Raw genomic sequence first — 20,981 nt, 5'->3', positions numbered from 1 at the left:
CTTCACGCGAACCGGCTTCCATCCTCGGGTCTGGCCCGAGGACATGCTTCGCTTGAAAACGCTATGGCAATCCGCATCATGCCGTCCGCGGCGCCAGCGCGACCTGCGAGACGTACCAGCGCGCGAACCAGCCGAGCACCCACGGGATCGGGATGATCAATATACAGCCGATCGCAACCACCACCGTTCGCCACAACACTTCAAGGCCGCTGGCATTGAAGATGATCTCGCGCCGGGTGCCGTCGATGTTGCGGAACAGCCACCGCGTCATCGCCGTGGTGACCCATGCCCAGCCGATGATGGTGATGAAGGAGAGGTTGAGCAGCACGAACCAGCCGATGTAATGCAGCGCCTCGCCCCGGAATGAAAGCCGAAGCGGCTGTCCGTTGGCGCTGATGTTCGCCACCACCCATTTGATCGTGATCCATGATAGCCAGGCCTGCACCGGAATCAGAATGACCCCGATATAGGGTATGTCGGTCAGGCCGGAATAGGCGCACAGCGCGAGCAGCACGAACACCCACCAGATGTCCATCGGCTGGCCGGTAAAGCTCAGCTTGGGGCGCTGCGGCACCCGCACCTGAGAGATGAACCATCCGTAGAAGCTGGTCGCCACCCACGGCGCCGGAATCACCAGCAGGAAGCCGATCACGAAGATCAGGGCGCGTCCAAGCAGCGCCCAGATGTTGAGATCCACGGACAGCGGAGCGCCGGTGGGTCCGGCACTCGCCAGCACCGCGCTCTCACGCGCCGACGCCGGCGGCATGGGCGGAGCAGCCGAACCGCCGGACAGGAGGCCCGGAACATCGCCCGCTCTCTGCCAGTCCGACATGCCCTCGGTCCAGACGCGCGTGTCGGCTCTGACCGCGCCGCGGGCGATGAAATCCCGCAACTGGTCCTCGGAATACGGGCCCTGCTGAGTATTACCGGAAGCGAAAAACCACTGACGATTCGGCATGGATGCCCCTCAAATCCTTCGGCCCCGCTGCCGGAACGATGATTGGTCGGAAAGAAGACGCCGCTGGTTCATGAAAAAATCCGGCCCGTTGGCGCGGCGCGGCCAATTCGCGCGCGCATGTTGTGATCGGCAAATTCGCCGTGCCGGCGGCCGCGAAAGATGGCAGATTGGCCGGAACGTATCCGGTCATAACCGGGTTGCCGAGCAGGATAAAGGGGCCGGACCATGAAACTCGTCGTCGCCATGATCAAACCATTCAAGCTTGACGAGGTCCGGGAGGCGCTGACCGCGCTCGGCGTGCACGGCATGACCGTGACAGAAGTCAAGGGCTATGGACGTCAGAAAGGCCATACGGAAATCTATCGCGGAGCCGAATACGTCGTGAACTTCCTGCCCAAGCTGAGGATCGAGGTCGCGGTGGCGTCGGAGCTCGCGGACAAAGCTGTCGAGGCCATCGCCGCCGCCGCCCGCACCGGCCAGATCGGCGACGGCAAGCTCTTCGTGCTGCCGATCGATCACGCCCTGCGCATCCGCACCGGCGAGACCGACAGCGACGCGCTATGACGATTCGTTACGCTTGTTTTGTGAGATGATTTTTTGGAGATGACGCGTCGTGCATCGTCTCACTCGATCTTCCTTGCCTCTTCCGGCAGCATGATCGGAATGCCGTCGCGGATCGGATAGGCCAGCTTGGCGGAGCGTGAAATCAGTTCCCGCCGCGCGCCGTCCAGTTCCAGCGGACCCTTGGTCACCGGGCAGACCAGAATCTCCAGAAGCTTTGGATCGGCGGTATCCTCGGGACGATCAGAGGGAGGCGACGTCATGCGGGTCTCTTCGAAAGGTCAGGTCGGGCGGGTAGGTGCATCATTGCATCATGACGAGGTGTGAGGCGCTTGCCTCGCTACTGCAATCCGGGATCGCCGCTGGTGCGCTTCTTCGCGAGGTCCATTTCGGTGATGGCGATCAGAATTTCCGCGCGGGTTTTCAGGTCGGCTGCCTCCAGCATGGCCTGCTTCTCGGGGGGGCCGTAGGGCGACATCATCGCCAGCGCGTTGACCAGCGCCTCGTTCGGGGCGTTCTCGATGCCGTTCCAGTCCACCTTCAGATCGTTGACCCTGAGAAAATCGGTCAGCACTTCGAGCAGCCGTTTGCGGTCGACGTCGTCCTCGCCTTTACGCGCGGTTAGATCATCGGCGTAAGCGAAGAAATCGACTTTGCACTGGCGATAGGGCGTCAGCACCGTCAGCTCTTCCACGACCTTGAAACGCGACACCCCGGTGAGTTCGAGAATATAACGGCCGTCGCCGGATTCGGCGAACTGGGTAATGCGTCCGGCGCAGCCGACATGGAACAGTTCAGGCTTGTCCTCGCTCGCGGAATGGGTGAGGTCGGGCTGGATCATGCCGATCAGGCGATGGCCGTCCCGCAGCGCGTCGTCGACCATCGCGAGATAGCGCATTTCGAAGATGTTGAGCGGCATTTGCCCGCGCGGCAGCAGCAGCGCGCCGGGCAGCGGGAACACCGGTATCACTTCGGGAAGGTCGGCGGGACCGCGGTAATCGGCATTGATGGGCATGGGCTGGTCCGGCGCTTAGATCGCGATGGTTCTGGATCTATTCGATCCAGAACCATGAACGTGATCGAGTCCAACATTTTGAGACGCGGGATGCGGGCGGAAAACCGCACCACACTTTTCCTCATCCCGCTCTAGGAAAACAGAATCGTCGACAGTCGTTTGCGCCCCTCCACGGTGGCTTCGTCTGTGGCGCCCCATGCCTCGAAGAACTGCACGAGCTGCTTGCGGGCGGCATCATCGTTCCATTTGCGATCGCGCTTCACGATTTCAAGCAGATGATCGGTGGCCTCGCTGCGTTTGCCGTCGGCGTTCAATGCCGTGGCCAGGTCAAATCGTGCCTGATGATCGAGCGGGTCGGCCGCAACCTTCTGCTCGAGCTCGGCGATCGGTCCCAGTGAGCTCGCCTGTTCGGCAAGGTCGATCATGGCCTGAACGGTGGTCACGGCGGCGTCGCCACGCTTCGATTCCGGAACCAGCGCGAGCGTTTGCTTGGCTTTGTCGATCGCGCCGGTGCTGGCATAGCAGCGCGCCAGCCCGGCGATCGCCCGGAGATTGGCGGCGTCGATCCCGAGAGCCTCGGCATAAACCGCGGCCGCGGTGGCCGGATCGCCTTCAGCGAGCGCGGCGTCTGCCTCTTGCAGGATCTCTTCGATATTCGGGGCGCCCGGCGCCGCCCCCGCGCCTTGCGTCAGCTTGTCGATGAAATCCTTGACCTGGCTTTCGGGGACCGCGCCTGTGAAATAGTCGACCGGCCGCCCGCCGACGAAGGCGAATACCGCCGGAATCGACTGATTGCCGATCTGGGCCGCGAGCTGCTGAAAGATCGCGGGATGCTGATCGATATTCATCTTCGCCAGCTTGACCTTGCCGGCGGCGGCGCGCACCGCCTTTTCCAGCAGCGGGGTCAGTTGGCGGCAACCTCCGCTCCGCGGCGCCCAGAAATCGACCAGCACCGGCTGGTGCATCGATTCCTCGACGACATCCTTCATGAAGGTCTGCGTCGTCGTCTCATTGATCAGATCCGGCGTCTGTGGTGGCGGCCCGCCGCCGTGCTCGACTATGGTCACGTGATCCTCGCCTGATGTCCCCGGAATGAGCGGTCTGGTGCCGTTATCCGACGTTCGCCTATTCTTGGCCAGCGCCCCGTGACACAAACCCTCGTCATCGGAAACCCGCTGGGTAAATTTCGCCGAGACGGAAGCGTCGCGACGAAAGCAAAGTCTGAGCCGTCACGCTAGCACGCCCCGGACCCTAAATTGGTCCCTGTGCGGAATTTTTGCAATCGGCGGCCGGGTTCGCCCGGTCTCTTCGCGGCCGTCACCCAACCGGAAGACTTGGAGGAGTGACATTAATATCTGATCCGGCTGTTGCATTCGCGCGCCGCATTTGGCATAGCTCTCGCCTCCGGCGGCCCGCGATCGGTCGCCTGTTTTCGGATGCGGGTGTAGCTCAGGGGTAGAGCACGACCTTGCCAAGGTCGGGGTCGAGGGTTCGAATCCCTTCGCCCGCTCCAGATTTCAACAGACACTTTCTTTATTTCAGTATCCGTCACCGAAAACCGGGGTTCAATCCGTGGGAATGGTCCACGCGGAACGGACTGTTGACGTTCCGCCGGCTTCTCAGGGCATTTTCGCTTCTGATTTTTCAGGGACGCCGGGACAATTTTTTGATGCCCGGAGGGCTTTCCCGGCTCCGGAGCCGGCCAAATTTCCTGCGTCCTGAATAGTTAACGCTGCCTTCAGCGGCGGCCATGATGCTGTCTTGCTTAAGGAAACCGGGCCGCTGTCCTCGCACTGCAACAAAGGCGGGAAACTCCGCCGCCCGGCGTCCTGGCCCGTGCATTGGCGATAGTAAGATATTGAAATAACTAAATAAATGTCAGAGCCGGCTACCGGCAAGGCGTTGTGAGGTCGGGCCTTGCGGCGCAGGCCGGCACCCGGCCGCGATGGTTAAAGAATTAACCTCGTTTTAACCGATTCCATTCATGATCGGTATACCAAGGTTTCGCCCGCGAGTCGGAGCCTCGGTGTTCTTGGATCTAACTCCTGGGGAGGATCAATGTTTTTCTTCAAAAAGTGGTCGATCGCGAAAGAAGATGCTGCGAAAACCGCAGCCATCAGAAAATCGCAAGCCGTCATCGAGCTCGGGCTTGATGGAACGGTCATCACGGCTAACGAGAACTACCTCGGCATATTCGGCTATACGCTGGCGAATGTTCGAGGCCAGCACCATAGCATGTTTGTGGAGGCGGACGAGCGGTCCGGCGCCGCATATCGCGACTTCTGGGCCAGGCTGAACAAGGGTGAGACCCAATCGGCCGAATTCAAACGTATCGACAGGCACGGCGACGAGGTCTGGGTTCAGGCTTCCTACATTCCTGTGCTGGATTCGAGGGGGAATCCGAAAAAAATCATCGCGCTGGCGGCTGATATCACCGCGAAGAAGATCAAGGATCTGGCGAACGCGGGTCAGGTCTCCGCCATCGAGCGCGCGCAGGCCGTGGTCGAATTCAACCTCGACGGCACGATCATTACCGCGAACAAGAACTTCCTCAATGTGATGGGCTACACTCTCGGTGAAATGCAGGGGAAGCATGACCGGGTATTCGTGGAGTCATCGGAGCGGGCTGGCGACGCCTATCGCGACTTCTGGGCCAGGCTCAATCTCGGTGAGCCTCAATCCGCTGAATACAAGCGGATTAATAAGGCCGGGAACGAAGTGTGGCTGCTGGCGACCTTCAACCCGATCGCGGACGAGAGCGGCAAGCCTTTCAAGGTCGTTGCGTTCGCGACTGATGTCACCAAGCAGAAGGTGAAGTCGGCTGATCTCGAAGGCCAGATCACGGCCATCGGAAAGTCGCAGGCGGTCGTCGAACTCGGCATGGATGGAAAGATCCTGACCGCGAACGACAACTTCCTGAAAACGCTTGGTTACTCGCTCCTCAAGGACATCCAGGGCAAGCACCACAACATGTTTGTGGAGGCTGCTGAGCGGACCAGCACCGCCTATCGCGACTTCTGGGCCAGGCTCGCTCGCGGCGAAGCTCAGTCCGCCGAGTACAAGCGCATCGGCAAGGATGGCAAGACGGTCTGGCTGCAGGCTTCCTATAATCCGGTTCTGGATTCGAGGGGCAAGCCTGTAAAGGTGGTTGAGATCGCGACCGATATCACCTCCCGGAAGCTCAAGGCCCTGGAGAACGAGGGTCAGCTCGCCGCCATCGAACGCGCCCAGGCGATCGCTTCGTTCAGGCCGGACGGCACCATTATCGCCGCCAACGATAAGTACCTGAAGGCGATGGGTTACACCCTCGGCGAGGTTAGCGGTAAGCATGACGGAATGTTCGTCGAGTCTTCGGAGCGTTCCGGTTCTGCCTATCGCGAGTTCTGGGGCAAGCTCAATCGCGGCGAGGCTCAGTCGGCCGAATACAAGCGTATCGCCAAGGACGGCAGCGAAGTCCGGATCCGGGCTTCGTACATCCCGGTCCTCGATGCCCAGGGCAAGACGACCAAGGTTGTCCAATACGCCACGGTGATCGAATCGGCCGCCGCTGCCAGCGAAGAAATGAGTGCCTCCGTCCAGGAAGCGCCCGTGTCGATGGCTGAGCAGGCCGACGGGCAGAGCTTGAGCATGAACCGGCTGGAAAACCGTCGCAAGACCGTCAAGGCTGGTCCGTCGCCCTTCGCTCAGTTCCTGACGAACCTTCGTGAGGGATTCAGTTCCGCGGTGGCGTCCTCGACGAAAGCTGTCGCTAACTTCTTGTGACGATTGAGTCACGTCACTCAGGGAACGACGGGTTTGATGGTCGGTAATTTGGGGATGACCTCGAACCCGTCGTGACGATCACAGAACGACCCGAAAGGGACGCAACCGGCGCAAAAGGGGAGATCGGCTCCCGGATAGGATCAAGGCCGATCACAGCTGGAAGGCGCCTAACTCGCAAGTTATGTCACGGTCAGGGTTAAGCTGATGCCGACGCGAACGACGCCCGTTATGGGCGTCGTTCGTTTTGAGGAAGAGCGTAGGCGTCGCCGTCGCGCGACATCGTCCGGGAGCTGGCATGGGCCGGAAAATCGTTCTGCTGTCCGACGGCACCGGAAATTCCGCGGCGAAGGTCTGGCGCACCAATGTCTGGCGCACGTTCGAGGCGCTCGATCTGTCGGGATCGGATCAGGTCGCATTCTACGACGATGGCGTGGGCACCTCGTCGTTCAAGCCGCTGGCCATGCTCGGCGGCGCCTTCGGCTTCGGGCTGAAACGCAACGTCATCGACATCTACAAGTTCGCCTGCCGCAACTGGCGCGACGATGGCAACGAGATCTTCGGTTTCGGCTTCAGCCGGGGCGCCTTCACCATTCGCGTGGTGATGGGGCTGATTCTCAATCAGGGACTGATCGTCGCCGCCACCGAGAAGGAACTGGACCGCAAGGCGCGCGCCGCCTATCGCGCCTATCGCCGCGAACGCTATCATACCGTCTGGCGCGTCGAGCATCTGTTCCGGACCTTGCGCGATCTGGTGTGGCGCGACGATTACGACAAGGCGGACAATCGCGTGATCCAGCGCATCCGCTTCATCGGCGTGTGGGATACGGTCGCCGCCTACGGGCTGCCGATCGACGAGATGACGCGAGGGATCAGCCGCTTCATCTGGCCGCTGCAATTCCCCGACCACAGGCTCGATCTGGCGCGGGTGACGCGGGCCTGCCAGGCGCTGTCGATCGACGAGGAGCGAACCACTTTTCATCCCGAACTGTGGGATGAATGCGGCGCACGGTCTGCCTCGCCACGGAGGGACGGCGAGCGCTATTTTGCCGACGAGCAGGTCAGTCAGGTCTGGTTTCCCGGCGTTCACTCCAACGTTGGCGGCGGCTATCCGGACGATTCGCTGGCCTATATCCCGCTGGTCTGGATGCTGCGGGAGGCGGAAGCCTGCGGCTTGCGCTTCAAGTCGGATCAGGGGACTCCGCCGGCTGATCCCGACACCTTCAAGCATGCCATCGTCAACTGCGACAAGGATGGCCGGCTCTATGATCCGCGTAAGGGCCTTGGCGGCTACTATCGCTACGGCCCGCGCAAGATTGAGCTTCTCTCCAACTATACCTACGCGAAACGCGACGTGGTGTCGGTGGCGCGGCCAAAGGTTCACGAGAGCGCCTTGTGCCGTATCGCAAGCCGTGCCCACGCCTATGCGCCGGTAGGGCTTCCGGCGGTTTACGATGTCGCGACCTACGACGGGCGGATCGTCACGCCGGATGCGTTCGGGCTTGAGACCTCGAGCGAGGCGGCGACGCGCGCCGAGGCGCAGGAGCACGTCTGGAACGAGGTGTGGAAGCGCCGCATCGTTTACTTTCTCACCGTCGGCGTTTCGCTCTGGCTCGTACTCTATCCGCTGTTGCGCAAGCTGCCGGCCAAGGACGAGTATCTCAGCCCGTTCCGCTGGATCTCGGACATCATCCGCCTGGTCGGCGGCTTCCTGCCGGGATTCGCGCAGACCTGGATCGATGGCTACGCCCGCAGCCCGGTACAGTTTTCACTTCTGTTCGCCGCCGTGATCGTGCTGATCGCCTGGAGCGGGCGGCTTGCGGCCGGCATCTCGGATACGATGGGCGCGATCTGGCGGCGCGCCCCGTCCGCGCCCGTCACGCGGCCGAAAAACTGGATCTATCGGCTGCGCACCAGCCGCATCTACACGGCCTTTCACGACTGGCTGAAGCGGCGCGGCGCGCCGGCGTTCTTCGCGCTCCTGTTTGTCTATCTCGGCGTCACGCTGACAAGCCATCTCCTTTATAATGTTCAGGACATTGCAGGCTTCACCTGTCGGGAGAACCCGGACACGAAAAGGCTGGCGCGCGGCGAGGAGGCCAGCGTGACGTTCGCCACGTCCGGCCTCTGCAACAACACCGGCATATTCGTCGAGGGCAACGGCGCGCGCTATCTGGTCAAGGTGGAAACCACCGAGCCGTTCCGTGACGGTGGCATTGCGTCCCCGCTCGGCGGTTTCTACTCGACCGATGCGCCGGACTGGCATCAGCAGCTTGCGCTGGTGCTCGGCGTCCCCCTGCGCCGTGAGCTGACGCGGCCGTGGTTCCGTCTGGTGCTGCGCTACGGCGCGGTCGGCGGCGAAGAAGTGTTTCTCGACCCCGATCCCGAAGACGGCACCATCGAGGCGGTGATCCGGCCGACGCGCAGCGGCGAGCTGCTCGTGTTCGTCAATGATGCGGTGCTGGGCGTTCCCGGATTCTACGACACGTTCTACCGCAACAATGAAGGCGCGGCCAAACTCATCGTGAAGCGCAGATGAAGCGGCCCGGTCCGAAGGCTTGAACAGCCAGGGGTCCGAGCGACCGGCCGGTTCAGAACTCCCCCACCGCCGCGAGAATCCGCGCGATGTCCTGCGGACGCGACAGCCGGTGATCGCCGTCCCTGATCATGGTCAGCACCACATCGTCGCTCGGCAGCCGTTCGGTCAGCGCGAAGGCATGCCGCCACGGTACGTCCGTGTCCTGGGCGCCCTGCAGGATGCGCACCGGACAGCCGGTCGAGATGCTGCCGCCAAGCAGCAGATGGCTGCGCCCGTCCTCGATCAGCTTGCGCGTGATCGGATAGGGATCGCCGTAGTCGGAGGGCCGCAGCCAGACGCCGTGCGTTTCGAGGGCATGTCTGGCTTCAGGCGAAAACGCCTTCCACATCAGTTCCTCGGTGAAGTCGGGCGCCGGCGCGATCAGCACGAGGCCGGAAAGCGTGGCGCGGGCGGATGCCCTTCGCGCCACCGCGCGCGCCAGCAGGAGCGCGATCCAGCCGCCCATTGACGAGCCGATAACCACCTGCGGTCCCTCGCAAAAGGCATCGAACACCGCGAGGCTTTCCTCGAGCCAGCGGCTGATGGTGCCGTCGGTGAACTCGCCGCCGCTTTCCCCGTGGCCGGAATAGTCAAACCTCACGCAGGCCCGGCCGTGCTCGGCGGCCCACGCATCGAGCGCGAGCGCCTTGGTGCCCGCCATGTCGGACCTGAAGCCGCCGAGCCAGAACAGGCCCGGCGCGCCGCCGCGCCGCGCCCGCACCGTGATCCGGCGCGCGGCGTCACCGCCGCCGACCTCGATGAACTGTGTTGCCGTTCCGTCTGTCATAGGTCCGCCCCGTCTTTAGCAATCTATCTCACGGCCTGGCCGCGTGCGGAACAAGCAGCGGGCTTCCGGGTTCTGACCGGGGCCAGCCGGCGTGACCAAATACGTGACCAAAATACCTCGCGGTCGATGGTTTTGCCGGCACGTTGATTCAGCCGCTTGCCCGGAGCCGCTTATTCCTTCAAAGTAGGCGCTTCCGTCACCACATTGGAGAGCCACCCATTCGCCGTCCCAACAGAGCGCCAATGCCCGTCGCGAAAGACGGACCGCGCACCAACGATGAAATCCGCAATGCCCAGGTTCAACTGATCGACCAGGAAGGTACCAATCAAGGTACCGTGGAAACGATCGCCGCGATCAAGATGGCCATGGAAGCAGGCATGGACCTCGTGGAGATCGCGCCGAACAGCAGTCCTCCCGTCTGCAAGATCATGGATTACGGGAAATACAAGTTTCAGGCCCAGAAGAAAGCTGCCGAGGCGCGCAAACGCCAGAAGATCGTCGAGATCAAGGAGATCAAGCTCCGCCCGATGATCGATGATCACGACTACAACGTGAAGATGAAGGCGATGCAGCGGTTCTTCGAGGAGGGCGACAAGGTGAAGATCACCTTGCGCTATCGCGGCCGCGAGATGGCTCACCAGGAGATCGGCACCAAGCTGCTCGACAAGGTGAAGGCCGACGTTTCCGCCTACGCCAAGGTCGAGCAGGACGCCAGGTTCGAGGGCCGCCAGGTCGTCATGGTGCTGGCGCCGCGCTGACTCCAGTTCGAGGTTCGAGTTGAAATGGGCCCGTCAGGCATCTGGCGGGCCATTTTCGACGAGAAGCGGCGGTCGTTCTTTCGCTAGAGCATTTTCCGGCGAAGTGGATACCTGTTCGCCGCAAGAAAATGCGACCAGACAACCATTTCTAGAGCATGATCTTATCCGAAAACCGGTTTCCACTTTGCGCTGGCGCGGCCCTTCGGGTCGGGATCCTGCTCTAAATCGTTGCCAATCGGCAAAACCTCTGCCATAAGCCCAGTCTTCGTCGCCCGGCTGATTCAAGGGCTGCCGTGGCGACGATCGTGCCGGGATTTCTTTCGGGAAACGCCGGGCACTTTCAACGCTCTGAAGCATGGTTCCGAAAGGTGAAAACCATTTCGGGTAAGATCATGCCCAATAACGAGCATTTTCAGCCAGCGGGCCGCCCTCGGGGCGGATTTCGTCGTGGCGACAGGAGAGCCAAATGCCCAAGCTGAAGACCAAATCGGGCGCGAAAAAGCGCTTCAAGATCACGGCCACCGGGAAGGTCAAGCATGCCCAGCGCGGCAAGCGCCATGGCATGATCAAGCGGACCAAGAAGCAGATTCGTCAGCTCCGCGGCACCCGCGTTCTGTTCAAGACCGACGGCGACAACATCAAGAAATACTTCTTGCCCAACGCCTGACGTCCGTTCGCCGCCTTAATGCGGTATCCCGTATTTAACCCGTTGATTTTGAGAGGAGTTCAGTCATGGCTCGCGTCAAGCGCGGTGTGACGGCTCACGCCAAGCACAAGAAAGTCTACAAGGTCACCAAGGGGTTTTCCGGCCGCCGGAAGAACACCATCCGCGCCGCCAAGGCCGCCGCGGACAAGGCCGGCCAGTACGCCTTCCGCGACCGCAAGCGCAAGAAGCGGACCTTCCGCGCGCTGTGGATCCAGCGTCTCAACGCCGCTGTTCGGCCGTTCGGCATGACCTACAGCCGTTTCATCGACGGGTTGTCGAAATCTGGCATCACGGTCGACCGCAAGGTGCTGTCGGACCTCGCCATCAACGAGCCCGCCGCGTTTCAGGCGATCGCCGAGAAGGCCAAGGCCGCGCTCGCGGCCTGATCGTTATTGCCCGGCATCGATCGCTAACGCCGTCATGGGCCGGGCTTGTCCCGGCCATCCACGTCGATTGATCGTGGATGCGCCGCAAGACGTGGATGCCCGGATCAGGTCCGGGCATGACGTTGTGCAGGTGGTGGCGCTTCATGTCCGATCTCGACGCTCTTCAATCCAAAATCCTCGCCGACATCGCGAACGCCTCCGACGAGGCCGCCCTGGAGGCGGTGCGCGTCGCGGCGCTCGGCAAGAAAGGCTCGATCTCGGCGCTGCTCTCGACTCTCGGCAAGATGTCGCCGGACGAGCGCAAGACCGAAGGCGCGAAGATCAACCTCGCCAAGGATACGGTGACGCGGGCGCTGGCCGCGCGCCGCGAGGTGCTGAAGGCTCTCGCGCTCGATGCGCGCCTTGCGTCGGAAACCATCGACGTCACGCTCCCCTTGCGGGAGACGCCCGCGGAAGCCGGCCGCATCCATCCGCTGAGCCAGGTGTGGGACGAGGTCACCACGATCTTCGCCGACATGGGTTTCGCGGTCGCCGAAGGCCCCGATATCGAGACCGATGACTACAATTTCACGCGGCTGAATTTCCCGGAGGGCCATCCGGCGCGGGAGATGCACGACACCTTCTACTTCAATCCAAAAGACGATGGCTCGCGCCTCCTGCTCCGCACCCACACCTCGCCGGTGCAGGTGCGCACCATGCTGAGCCAACAGCCGCCGATCCGCGTCATCTGTCCCGGCCGCACCTATCGCAGCGATTCGGATCAGACCCACACGCCGATGTTTCATCAGGTCGAGGGCCTGGTGATCGACAAGTCGTCGCATCTCGGCCACCTCAAATGGATCCTGCACGAGTTCTGCAAGGCGTTCTTCGAGGTCGACAACGTCAACATGCGTTTCCGCCCGTCGTTCTTCCCGTTCACCGAGCCGTCGCTGGAAGTCGATATCCAGTGTCGCTGCGACAAAAACGAGATTCGCTTCGGCGAGGGTGAGGACTGGCTGGAGATCCTCGGCTGCGGCATGGTGCATCCGAACGTGCTGAAGCTGTGCGGCATCGACCCCGAGGTCTATCAGGGCTTCGCCTGGGGCATGGGGATCGACCGCATCGCCATGCTGAAATACGGCATCGCCGATCTGCGGCAGTTGTTCGAGGGCGACGTCCGCTGGCTCACGCATTACGGCTTCAAGCCGCTCGAAATCCCGACGCTGGCGGGGGGATTGAGTTCGTGAGAGGATATATGCCAAGGGCTGACGGCAATTGGAGTCTCTCATGCCTCAAGTCGCTTTGACCGATATCGAAAAGACGCTTCGAAAGGAATTTGGATCGTTCGGGCTTGATCGTGTTGATCTCGTCGTCGGTCGCGATCATGACGGGGAGGTCGCCATATTCGTCACGGCGGTTCTACCACCCAACTCTCCGTTGATGCCGGGCGAAATTTCCGGCGCGGCGAGCGCTGCGGTTGCCAAGCTGATGGAAAGCGCTGGCGACGACCGGTTGTCCTATCTTTCCATCACGCGGCCTGATGACGAGCGACCGCAGGGCGAGTCAATTGATTTACCGACACCATGACGATGCAGAACGATCTTCTGGATATTGCCGAGACACTCGCGAAGCTAGATGGAGGCCGGCCGCGCCAGGCCTGCTTACGGCGGGCTGTATCCAGCGCTTATTATGCGCTGTTTCATGCTCTGGCCAGCTTGTGTGCTGTCCAGTTGGTCGGATGGACGAAGCCCTGGGAGGTCTACACACCCATCTATCGATCTCTCGATCACTCGCGCGCTAAGGATGACTTCAACGGGTGGGGCCGTCGGCAGAGCTCTGATATAAATCTGATCGGGCAGACTTTTATCAAGCTTCAAGAAGAACGGCACAGAGCCGACTACCATCCCGAACCTTTCCGCGGGCGAGCGGAAACACTTGACCTCATCGCGCAAGCAAGAACGGCGATCACACGTCTTGGAGCGCTGCCTTCCGAAGATAAACTTCGATTGGCCACTCAACTGATAACCCGCAAGCGTGCCTGATCATGAAATTCACTCTCTCCTGGCTGAAGGATCATCTCGACACCGACGAGCCGCTGGAAAAACTCGCCGACAAGCTCACCATGATCGGGCTTGAGGTCGAGCATATCGAAGACAAGTCGAAGACGTTCGCGCCCTTCACCATCGCGCGCGTGGTCTCCGCCGTGCAGCATCCCAACGCCGATCGTCTCAGGGTGTGCATGGTCGATACCGGTGAGACCAGCGACAAGGGTGAGCCGGCTTACATTCAGGTGGTGTGTGGCGCGCCGAACGCGCGCGACGGTCTCATCAGCGTGTTCGCGCCGCCCGGCACCCATATTCCCGGAAAAAACATCACGCTCAGTGTCGGCACCATCCGCGGCGTCGAGAGCCGCGGCATGCTGTGCTCGGCGGCCGAGCTTGAGATCTCGAACGATCACGACGGCATCATCGAACTGCCCGCCGACGCGCCGGTCGGCGTCGGCTATGCCGAATGGGCCGGGCTCGGCGATCCCGTGATCGAGATCAACCTGACGCCGAACCGGCAGGACTGCACCGGCGTGCACGGCATCGCGCGCGACCTGTCGGCCGCCGACATGGGCCGCTTCAAGGATCCGACCATCAAGCCGGTCATCGGTGAATTCCCCTGTCCGGTGAAGGTCACGGTGGAAGACGCTTCGCTCTGCCCCGGCTTCGCGCTGAGAATGGTGCGCGGGGTGAAGAACGGTCCGTCGCCGGAGTGGCTGCAAAAGCGCCTGACTTCGATCGGCCTGCGTCCGATCAACGCGCTGGTCGACATCACCAACTTCATGACCTACGACCGCGCCCGTCCGCTGCATGTGTTCGACGCGAAGAAGGTGCATGGCGATCTCACGATACGCCGTGCCCGCGACGGTGAGACGCTTAAGGCGCTCGACGGCCGCATTTATACGCTCGATCCGAATGTCTGCGTCATCGCTGACGACAAGGGCGTCGAATCGCTTGCCGGCATCATGGGCGGCGAGGAAACCGGCTGCGACGAGACCACCACCGACGTGCTGATCGAATCGGCGCTGTGGAGCGAGATCAACATCGCGCAGACCGGGCGCAGGCTCGGCATCAATTCGGACGCGCGCTATCGTTTTGAGCGCGGCGTCGATCCCGCCTTCATGGTGCCGGGGCTTGAGATGGCGACGCAACTCGTCATGAAGCTTTGCGGCGGCACGCCGTCGGAGAATGTCGTTGCCGGGCAGGCGCTGCCCGAAGACAGGGTGATCGATTTCCCCTTGAGCGAGATCAAGCGGCTCGCGGCCATCGACGTGTCCCTGGTGGAAGTGCGGCGCATTCTCGGCCATCTGGGTTTCATGGTGGCCGGCAGCGGTCCGGTGGTGAAGGTCGCCGTTCCCACCTGGCGCACCGACGTTCAGGGCAAGGCCGACCTCGTCGAGGAGATCGTGCGCATCGTCGGTGTCGACAAGGTGCCGATGACGCCGTTCGATCGCGGCGAGGCCCCGCGCAAACCCGTGCTGACGCCGATCCAGTCGCGTACGCGCAAGGCACGGCGCGCGCTGGCGGCGCGCGGCATGGTCGAGGCCGTCAACTGGTCGTTCATCGCAAGGACGCAGGCTGAACTGTTCGGTGGCGGCTCAAGCGAGCTGGCGCTGGCTAATCCCATCGCGTCCGATCTTTCAGACATGCGGCCGAGCCTGTTGCCGGGTCTCGTCGCGATCGCACAGGCCAACGCCGACCGGGGCTTTGCCGATGTCGCGCTGTTCGAGGTCGGGCAGATCTTCAGAGGCGACGGCCCGCAGGATCAGTTCATGGCCGCCGCGGGGCTTCGCCGCGGCATCGCTTCGTCGGCGGGCCTCGGACGGCACTGGTCGGGCTCGGCCACGGTCAATGCGCTGGATGCGAAAGCCGATGCGTTCGCCGTGCTGGCTGCCGCGGGTGCGCCGGTCGCCGCCTTGCAGATCGCAACCAGCGATGAATCGAAGAATTTTCCCGCATGGCTGCATCCGGGACGCTCCGCCGCGATCCAGATCGGCCCCCATAACGTGCTCGGCTATTTCGGCGAGCTGCATCCTCGGGTGCTGGACGAGCTGAAGGCCGAAGGCCCGCTGCTCGGATTCGAGGTGATTCTCGACCGCATCCCGGAGGCGAAGCAGAAACCGACGCGCGCGAAGCCGGTGCTGGAATTGCCGGCGTTCCAGCCGGTGTCGCGCGACTTCGCCTTTATTGTCGATCGTGCCGTGAAAGCGGCCGATATCGTGCGCGCGGCGCAGAACGTGGACAGGAAGCTCGTCTCCGGCGTCACCGTGTTCGATATCTACGAAGGCAAGGGCATCGATGCGGACAAGAAATCGGTCGCGATCGCGGTGAGGCTGCAGCCGCGCGACAGGACGTTCACCGATCAGGAGATCGACGCGGTGGCGGGGAAAATTGTCGCCGAAGTCGCGAAAAGAACCGGCGGGAGCTTGCGCGGTTGAAGCGTTTTCGAGCGAAGCGCGTCACCCGGGCGAGAACGCGGACCCTGATGTCCCGCGATTACGTCAGCATGAGATCACAATAGGCAAATCCCCCGCGTTCGACGACGTCGCCGCATACGACCTCCAGTCGTTGCGAAAACACCGGCGCGGCGGAAACGAAAGTGTGAAACTCGCCGTTCTCGCCGCAGGGATCGATTCCGGCGGGAAGGTCTTCCAGCAGCCGCTCATCGAAGGTGCGGCCGGCGAGCGAACGGTCGAGCTTCGCCCGGTCGACCGAGACAAGACGCGCTTCCAGCCCGCTTGCGATCATCTCGCGCGCAAGCGCCGGGGTCGGCCGGCCCCACAGCGGAAACACCGGCGTGATCCCGGCGCCGGCGAGCTTTTGTTCGCGATAGGCGCGGATGTCCGCGAGAAACAAGTCGCCGAAGATGACATGCGTGATGCCGGATCGCTTCGCATCCGCCATCGCCCGGATCATCCGCGCTTCATAGGCGTCGTTCGGGCACGGATCGGGAATCGGCACGACGCACGGCGGCAATCCCGCGGTGGCGAGTTGCGCGTCCAGCACCTGCTGGCGCACGCCGTGGATCGAGACGCGTCCGAAGCGTTCGTTCACGGTGGTCAGCGCGCCGACGACATCGAACGCGCCCTCGCGGCGGATTTCATGCAGCGCGAAGGCGCTGTCTTTTCCGGACGACCATGAGATCAGCGCCTTCGGTCGCGTCATCGGGGCAGTGGAAAGCCGAAGGCGTCGTTTCCGCGCCGCGAGGGCGTCTGTCTCCGGGGGCGGGACTGCTTATGCTTCGACGCCGGTGGCTGTGCGGGCTCCTTTTCCTTGCTCCCGCCGATCTTCCGCAGCGCGGCGTCGGCCGCGCGCTCGCCGCTCTCCCATGCGCCGTTGACGGTGCCCCACAGCGTCTCGTGCGCGGCTTCACCGGCGAGAAACAGGTTGCCCAGCGGCTCCATCAGGATCTTCCGCGACGGATGGCCGCCGGGTTCGGCGGCCGACATTGCTCCGAGCACATGGGGATCGGCGTTCCAGCGGGTCGCGGCCGACTGCTTCACCGCGGCCGCCGCGTCGCTGCCGAACAGTTTCGTCAACCACTCCGTGGCGAAGGCCGTCATTGCGCTCGTTCCTTGCGCCGACAGATCGCGGCCGAAACCGCCGGCGATATCAACCGTGCACAACGACGATCCATGCGCGTTCGCCACGAGAAGCGCGGTCTTTCCGTCGCTGCTCTGCTCGATCATGGTCTCGCCGGGTCCGAGGCCGAGCGGGTTATCGGGCAGCCATAGCGCGATGCGATCGTAGCTGCCGAGCGACAGTCTCGCGGCCGCGTCGAGCTGCCGTTTCGGCAATTCGGGCGTGAAGCGGATATGGCCTGAGGTCAGCACGTTGACGGAGACCGTGACGATGACGGCGCGTGCATCGACACGGCCCGCGGATGTCTCGACCCTAAGGCTGCGGCCGGTCCACGTCACCCCGCTGACAGGCGTCGACAGACTGACGGGGACGGCCTGGCCGAGCGTTGCGAGCAGCACGCCGAGGCCTTGCCTGCAGTCGATCGCGGCGTTGCGCTCGGGCGCGCTCGCCCGATCCATCACCGAGAGATCTTTCAGATCCTTTCCGGTGGCGCTGGCGCCGAGTATGAAATCGATCGTCCCGGCCCAGACGTCGAGATCTTCGGGCAGCACCGAGGCGCAGGCGACGTCGACCTTTCCTCGCGCGGCCTCGCCGACGGCGCGCCTGGCGCGCATCAGTGCGGCGAGGAACTGCTCGGTTTCACCAGCCCGCGCGTTACGCCGTCCGATGCGGATCTTCTGGCCGAGTGGGGACGGAAACACCTCCATGCCGGCGCTTCGCGCCAGCCTGATGATCGGGTTGGTGTCGGGTTCAAACAGCCAGCGCGCGCCGCGATCGAATGGCGTTCCAAACGTCCCGGTATCGGTGTGACAGCGTCCGCCGATCCTGCCTGCCGCTTCCAGCACCAGCACGGTGCGGTTCGCGGCCTGTACCCGCCGCGCTGCCGCGATACCTGCCGCGCCAGCGCCGATTACAACGACATCGGCGTCGCGCGGCAGCGCCGCCGCCCGCGCGCGGCCGATGCTCATTCCCGCCGCACAGGCGGCGGACGCCGACAGAAAATCGCGGCGTGTCATTCTCATGGCCCGGTTCCGGGACTGAGGTGCAGGAACGATCGGCGTGGTGATTCAAAAATCGCTTGCCCCTTGCTGCACGGCCGGATGCTGGAACGCGGCCAGCTTGCCGCATCAATGAGCCTGCGGCAACCGTCATGGTGAATCAATGGTGATTTCGCGATTGCAGCCATGAACCAAATTGCAACGGGTTCTGTCCATGGTAAGGAGGGAAAACCGGTCAGGCGCGAAACGCGGAGAGAGACTTCATGGGTCTCGTACTCGATACGGTCGGAAAATGGATCGCGGCGTATCTTCAGAAGGAGATACCGGGATACAGGCCGTTCACGCCCAGCGATCCGGAGCATCTGCGCGACCTGATAGAGGAGGGCGACGTTCTCCTGGTCGAAGGCAACAGCCGGATCTCCGGCATCATCAAATACCTGACGCAGTCGACGTGGTCGCACTCCGCGCTTTATGTAGGCCCGATCGATGGCGCCAGCGAGGCTGACGGCGAGCCGCATGTGCTGATCGAGGCCAATGTCGGCGAGGGTGTCGTCTCGGCGCCGCTGTCGAAGTATTTTCCCTATCACAGCCGGGTGTGCCGTCCGGTCGGCCTGTCTCACGAGGACCGCGTGACGGTGTGCCGCTATGCCATCAACCGGATCGGCTTCGGCTACGACACCAAGAACATCATCGATCTGATGCGGTACCTGGTTCCGTTACCCTTTCCGCAGCGCTGGCGGCGGCGCATGATCGCGTTCGGCTCTGGTGATCCGACCAAGATGATCTGCTAGGCGCTGATCGCGCAAGCTTTCGGCGCGGTGCGCTATCCGGTCCTGCCGAAGGTCACGCGCGCGGGCAGTCGCAGCGCGCGGCGCGAGATTCTGCACATTCGGGATTCTTCCCTCTATATGCCGCGGGATTTCGACATCTCGCCTTATTTCGAGATCGTCAAACCCACGATCGCGCGGGGCTTCGACTATCGCTCCCTGCATTGGGCCGACACGCCAAAGCCGCTCGCTGAATCCGTGTATGGAGAAGATCCGTTTCAGGTCGGGGCCGGCGTTCCGTCGTTTGATCCCGCGCCGCATGATTCGCCCGTGACGGTCGAAGAGGTGAGCGCCGACGAAAGTGTCCCGACGCGCGCGCAATCCGAAACGTCAGACGCAGCGCATGTCCGCGGCGCGAGGCCGCGCTCGCCGCGACGCGCGTCCGGCGCAAGATCAACCCATCCTGGCGCGACGTTCCACCACGAGCGCAGCCCTCGGTGACGCGATCGCGCATTGCATCGCCGGATCGGCCCGCTATCATCAGTCTATCCGACGCGGGAAGATCGTGTTGGAAACCGGGCCGCGAATGGCCTTGCGAGGCCATCCATGTCCGCTGACGTTCCCGCTCCCGAACTTGCCGTTTCGCAATGGTTCAACACGGCTGAGCCCATCACGCTGGCGGCGCTGCGTGGCCGCCCGGTGCTGATTCATGCTTTCCAGATGCTGTGTCCCGGCTGCGTCGCGCATGGCACGCCGCAGACCCAGCGCGCCCATGAGTTGTTCAAGGCGACCGATCTTCAGGTGATCGGTCTGCACACGGTGTTCGAACATCATGCCGCGATGACGCCGGTTTCGCTTCAGGCCTTCATTCACGAGTACCGGCTGACGTTTCCGATCGGCGTCGATGCCGCGGGCGAGGGCACTCCGCTGCCGGTCACCATGGGCCGCTATGGAATGCAGGGCACGCCGACCAGCATTCTGATCGGCCGCAATGGCCGCATCGTTCATCAGGGCTTCGGCCAGCAGAGCGACATGGCGCTCGGCGCCATGATCGCGGCCGAACTCGCGGGCGCGCAGACCTACGCCGCTTAAAATATCTCGCTTCTGATCAGTCCAGCGTCAGAAGCCTCGCGCTCTTGCCGGCCGGGGTTGCGGCGTTTATCTGAGCGCAGGGATTTCCCGGGGAACGCTCCGTCATGATCGGCGCCGCTGTCAACGCCCTTACGCAGATTCTTTCGCTGCCGATGCGCGCCATTCTGTGGCGCGTGATCGGGCTGGCGCTGGTGCTGATCGTCGTCACCGCTGTCGGGCTGCAGCGGCTTTTGAGCTGGCTTGCCGGATCGGGCGAGGTCTGGGCGGAGACCATGCTGGGGCCCGCCTTCCACACGCCGCTCAATATCCTCGCCTGGATTCTTTCAATCGCCGCGGGCCTCGGCATCGTGTTCGGCGCGGTGTTTCTGATGCCCGCGATCACCTCGCTGGTGGCGGGCGTGTTCGTCGACGATGTCGCGGAGATCGTCGAGCACGAGCATTACCCGGCCGACCGTCCGGGAGCTGCGCTGCCGATCGGCCTTGCGATGACCGAAAGCATCAAGGCGGCGCTGCTGACGTTGCTCGTCTATCTGATTGCGCTGCCGTTCGTGTTCGTGGCCGGCGCGGGCGTGATCGCGTTCTTCATCGCGACCGCGTGGCTGCTCGGCCGTGAATATTTCGAGCTTGCGGCGATGCGATTCCGCTCGCCGGCGGAAGCCAAGGCGATGCGCCGCGATAACGCCTCGACAGTCTTTATGGCCGGCCTGATCATTGCCGCGTTTGTTGCGATTCCGATCGTCAATCTGGCGACGCCGCTGTTCGGCATGGCCTTCATGGTCCACATGCACAAGCGGCTGTCGGGGCCGCGGCCGGAACTGATCGCGCCAGATCGGCACAGCCGCTAGCCATGCAAGGTCCGAATCACCGAGACGGCGCGGTGTCGTACTCCGGCCATGCTTTCTTCATATTGGGCCGCAACTGGTGTAGCCTGGCGGACCTTTGGTATCACCCGTGCACCGGTGACGGTGCAATCGGCCGCAACCCGGGAGCTTCGCTTCCGATTGAATCAG

Annotated in this window: 19 protein-coding genes, 1 tRNA gene and 1 pseudogene; 14 read left to right on the top strand and 7 right to left on the bottom strand. The window is 62.9% G+C overall.

The features are described 5' to 3' along the window. Nucleotides 1–76: 76 nt before the first annotated feature. Nucleotides 77–958 (bottom strand): DUF4339 domain-containing protein, encoded by an 882-nt coding sequence (locus tag NWI01_RS07810; protein WP_141383315.1) that lies wholly within the window; start codon nucleotides 956–958, stop codon nucleotides 77–79. A gap of 225 nt (nucleotides 959–1,183) precedes the next feature. On the opposite strand from NWI01_RS07810, the gene NWI01_RS07805 reads away from it, so the two are divergent. Next, nucleotides 1,184–1,522, top strand: a complete 339-nt coding sequence (locus tag NWI01_RS07805; protein ID WP_141383314.1) for a P-II family nitrogen regulator — start codon at nucleotides 1,184–1,186, stop codon at nucleotides 1,520–1,522. Nucleotides 1,523–1,581: 59 nt separating this feature from the next. Here the strand turns inward: NWI01_RS07805 and NWI01_RS07800 are convergent, their stop codons facing one another. The 3 genes from NWI01_RS07800 to NWI01_RS07790 form a co-directional block, all read right to left on the bottom strand. Next, nucleotides 1,582–1,782, bottom strand: coding sequence for a Trm112 family protein (locus tag NWI01_RS07800; RefSeq protein ID WP_141383313.1), 201 nt, complete (start codon nucleotides 1,780–1,782; stop codon nucleotides 1,582–1,584). 77 nt (nucleotides 1,783–1,859) lie between these two features. Then, entirely contained in the window at nucleotides 1,860–2,534 is a 675-nt protein-coding gene (locus NWI01_RS07795) for an LON peptidase substrate-binding domain-containing protein (RefSeq protein ID WP_141383312.1), read from the bottom strand. Nucleotides 2,535–2,665: 131 nt separating this feature from the next. After that, entirely contained in the window at nucleotides 2,666–3,601 is a 936-nt protein-coding gene (locus NWI01_RS07790; protein ID WP_141383311.1) for a thioredoxin family protein, read from the bottom strand. Between the two features lie 371 nt (nucleotides 3,602–3,972). Between NWI01_RS07790 and NWI01_RS07785 the strand changes: the two genes are divergently transcribed. From NWI01_RS07785 to NWI01_RS07775, 3 genes are all read left to right on the top strand, one after another. After that, nucleotides 3,973–4,047 (top strand) — tRNA-Gly (locus NWI01_RS07785). 545 nt (nucleotides 4,048–4,592) lie between these two features. Continuing rightward, nucleotides 4,593–6,296 (top strand): PAS domain-containing protein, encoded by a 1,704-nt coding sequence (locus NWI01_RS07780; RefSeq protein ID WP_141383310.1) that lies wholly within the window; start codon nucleotides 4,593–4,595, stop codon nucleotides 6,294–6,296. 295 nt (nucleotides 6,297–6,591) lie between these two features. Continuing rightward, nucleotides 6,592–8,832, top strand: a complete 2,241-nt coding sequence (locus NWI01_RS07775; RefSeq protein WP_141383309.1) for a DUF2235 domain-containing protein — start codon at nucleotides 6,592–6,594, stop codon at nucleotides 8,830–8,832. Between the two features lie 52 nt (nucleotides 8,833–8,884). Here the strand turns inward: NWI01_RS07775 and NWI01_RS07770 are convergent, their stop codons facing one another. After that, nucleotides 8,885–9,658: an alpha/beta hydrolase gene (locus tag NWI01_RS07770; protein WP_141383308.1), complete on the bottom strand. Its 774-nt coding sequence runs from the start codon at nucleotides 9,656–9,658 to the stop codon at nucleotides 8,885–8,887. Between the two features lie 218 nt (nucleotides 9,659–9,876). Here NWI01_RS07770 and infC point away from each other — a divergent pair, with 218 nt between their 5' ends. The 7 genes from infC to pheT all read left to right on the top strand — a co-directional run bounded on the left by infC (nucleotide 9,877) and on the right by pheT (nucleotide 15,970). Further along, a complete protein-coding gene (gene infC / locus NWI01_RS07765; protein ID WP_141383319.1) occupies nucleotides 9,877–10,416 on the top strand; it encodes a translation initiation factor IF-3 in 540 nt (179 codons plus the stop codon). Nucleotides 10,417–10,882: 466 nt separating this feature from the next. Further along, on the top strand, nucleotides 10,883–11,083 hold the full coding sequence (gene rpmI, locus NWI01_RS07760; protein WP_009796600.1) for a 50S ribosomal protein L35: 201 nt from the start codon (nucleotides 10,883–10,885) through the stop codon (nucleotides 11,081–11,083). Between the two features lie 65 nt (nucleotides 11,084–11,148). Then, on the top strand, nucleotides 11,149–11,508 hold the full coding sequence (rplT, locus tag NWI01_RS07755) for a 50S ribosomal protein L20 (RefSeq protein ID WP_009796601.1): 360 nt from the start codon (nucleotides 11,149–11,151) through the stop codon (nucleotides 11,506–11,508). 143 nt (nucleotides 11,509–11,651) lie between these two features. After that, a complete protein-coding gene (gene pheS / locus NWI01_RS07750; RefSeq protein WP_141383318.1) occupies nucleotides 11,652–12,734 on the top strand; it encodes a phenylalanine--tRNA ligase subunit alpha in 1,083 nt (360 codons plus the stop codon). A 40-nt stretch (nucleotides 12,735–12,774) separates the two neighbouring features. After that, nucleotides 12,775–13,074, top strand: a complete 300-nt coding sequence (locus tag NWI01_RS07745; protein ID WP_141383307.1) for a hypothetical protein — start codon at nucleotides 12,775–12,777, stop codon at nucleotides 13,072–13,074. A 2-nt stretch (nucleotides 13,075–13,076) separates the two neighbouring features. Next, nucleotides 13,077–13,529, top strand: a complete 453-nt coding sequence (locus tag NWI01_RS07740) for a hypothetical protein (protein WP_141383317.1) — start codon at nucleotides 13,077–13,079, stop codon at nucleotides 13,527–13,529. Between the two features lie 2 nt (nucleotides 13,530–13,531). Then, nucleotides 13,532–15,970, top strand: a complete 2,439-nt coding sequence (gene pheT / locus NWI01_RS07735) for a phenylalanine--tRNA ligase subunit beta (RefSeq protein WP_141383306.1) — start codon at nucleotides 13,532–13,534, stop codon at nucleotides 15,968–15,970. 58 nt (nucleotides 15,971–16,028) lie between these two features. Here the strand turns inward: pheT and NWI01_RS07730 are convergent, their stop codons facing one another. Both NWI01_RS07730 and NWI01_RS07725 read right to left on the bottom strand, forming a co-directional pair. Further along, nucleotides 16,029–16,697 carry an adenine nucleotide alpha hydrolase gene (locus tag NWI01_RS07730; protein WP_141383305.1) on the bottom strand — a complete coding sequence of 223 codons (669 nt, stop codon included), beginning with the start codon at nucleotides 16,695–16,697 and terminating at the stop codon, nucleotides 16,029–16,031. Then, a complete protein-coding gene (locus tag NWI01_RS07725; protein ID WP_141383304.1) occupies nucleotides 16,694–18,136 on the bottom strand; it encodes a flavin monoamine oxidase family protein in 1,443 nt (480 codons plus the stop codon). The genes NWI01_RS07730 and NWI01_RS07725 overlap by 4 nt, the downstream gene beginning before the upstream one ends. A gap of 239 nt (nucleotides 18,137–18,375) precedes the next feature. Between NWI01_RS07725 and NWI01_RS07720 the strand changes: the two are divergent. The 3 genes and pseudogenes from NWI01_RS07720 to NWI01_RS07710 all read left to right on the top strand — a co-directional run bounded on the left by NWI01_RS07720 (nucleotide 18,376) and on the right by NWI01_RS07710 (nucleotide 20,816). Further along, nucleotides 18,376–19,380: pseudogene (locus tag NWI01_RS07720) on the top strand (lipo-like protein). Nucleotides 19,381–19,485: 105 nt separating this feature from the next. Further along, nucleotides 19,486–19,971 (top strand): peroxiredoxin family protein, encoded by a 486-nt coding sequence (locus tag NWI01_RS07715; RefSeq protein ID WP_141383303.1) that lies wholly within the window; start codon nucleotides 19,486–19,488, stop codon nucleotides 19,969–19,971. A 104-nt stretch (nucleotides 19,972–20,075) separates the two neighbouring features. Then, entirely contained in the window at nucleotides 20,076–20,816 is a 741-nt protein-coding gene (locus NWI01_RS07710) for a sulfate transporter family protein (protein WP_141383302.1), read from the top strand. The last annotated feature ends 165 nt before the right edge of the window (nucleotides 20,817–20,981 follow it).

The sequence above is a fragment of the Nitrobacter winogradskyi genome (assembly GCF_006539545.1).
GTDB lineage: Bacteria > Pseudomonadota > Alphaproteobacteria > Rhizobiales > Xanthobacteraceae > Nitrobacter > Nitrobacter winogradskyi_A.
The sequence above is the reverse complement of the archived record's forward strand: the minus strand, read 5'-3'. Positions and strand labels throughout refer to the sequence as shown.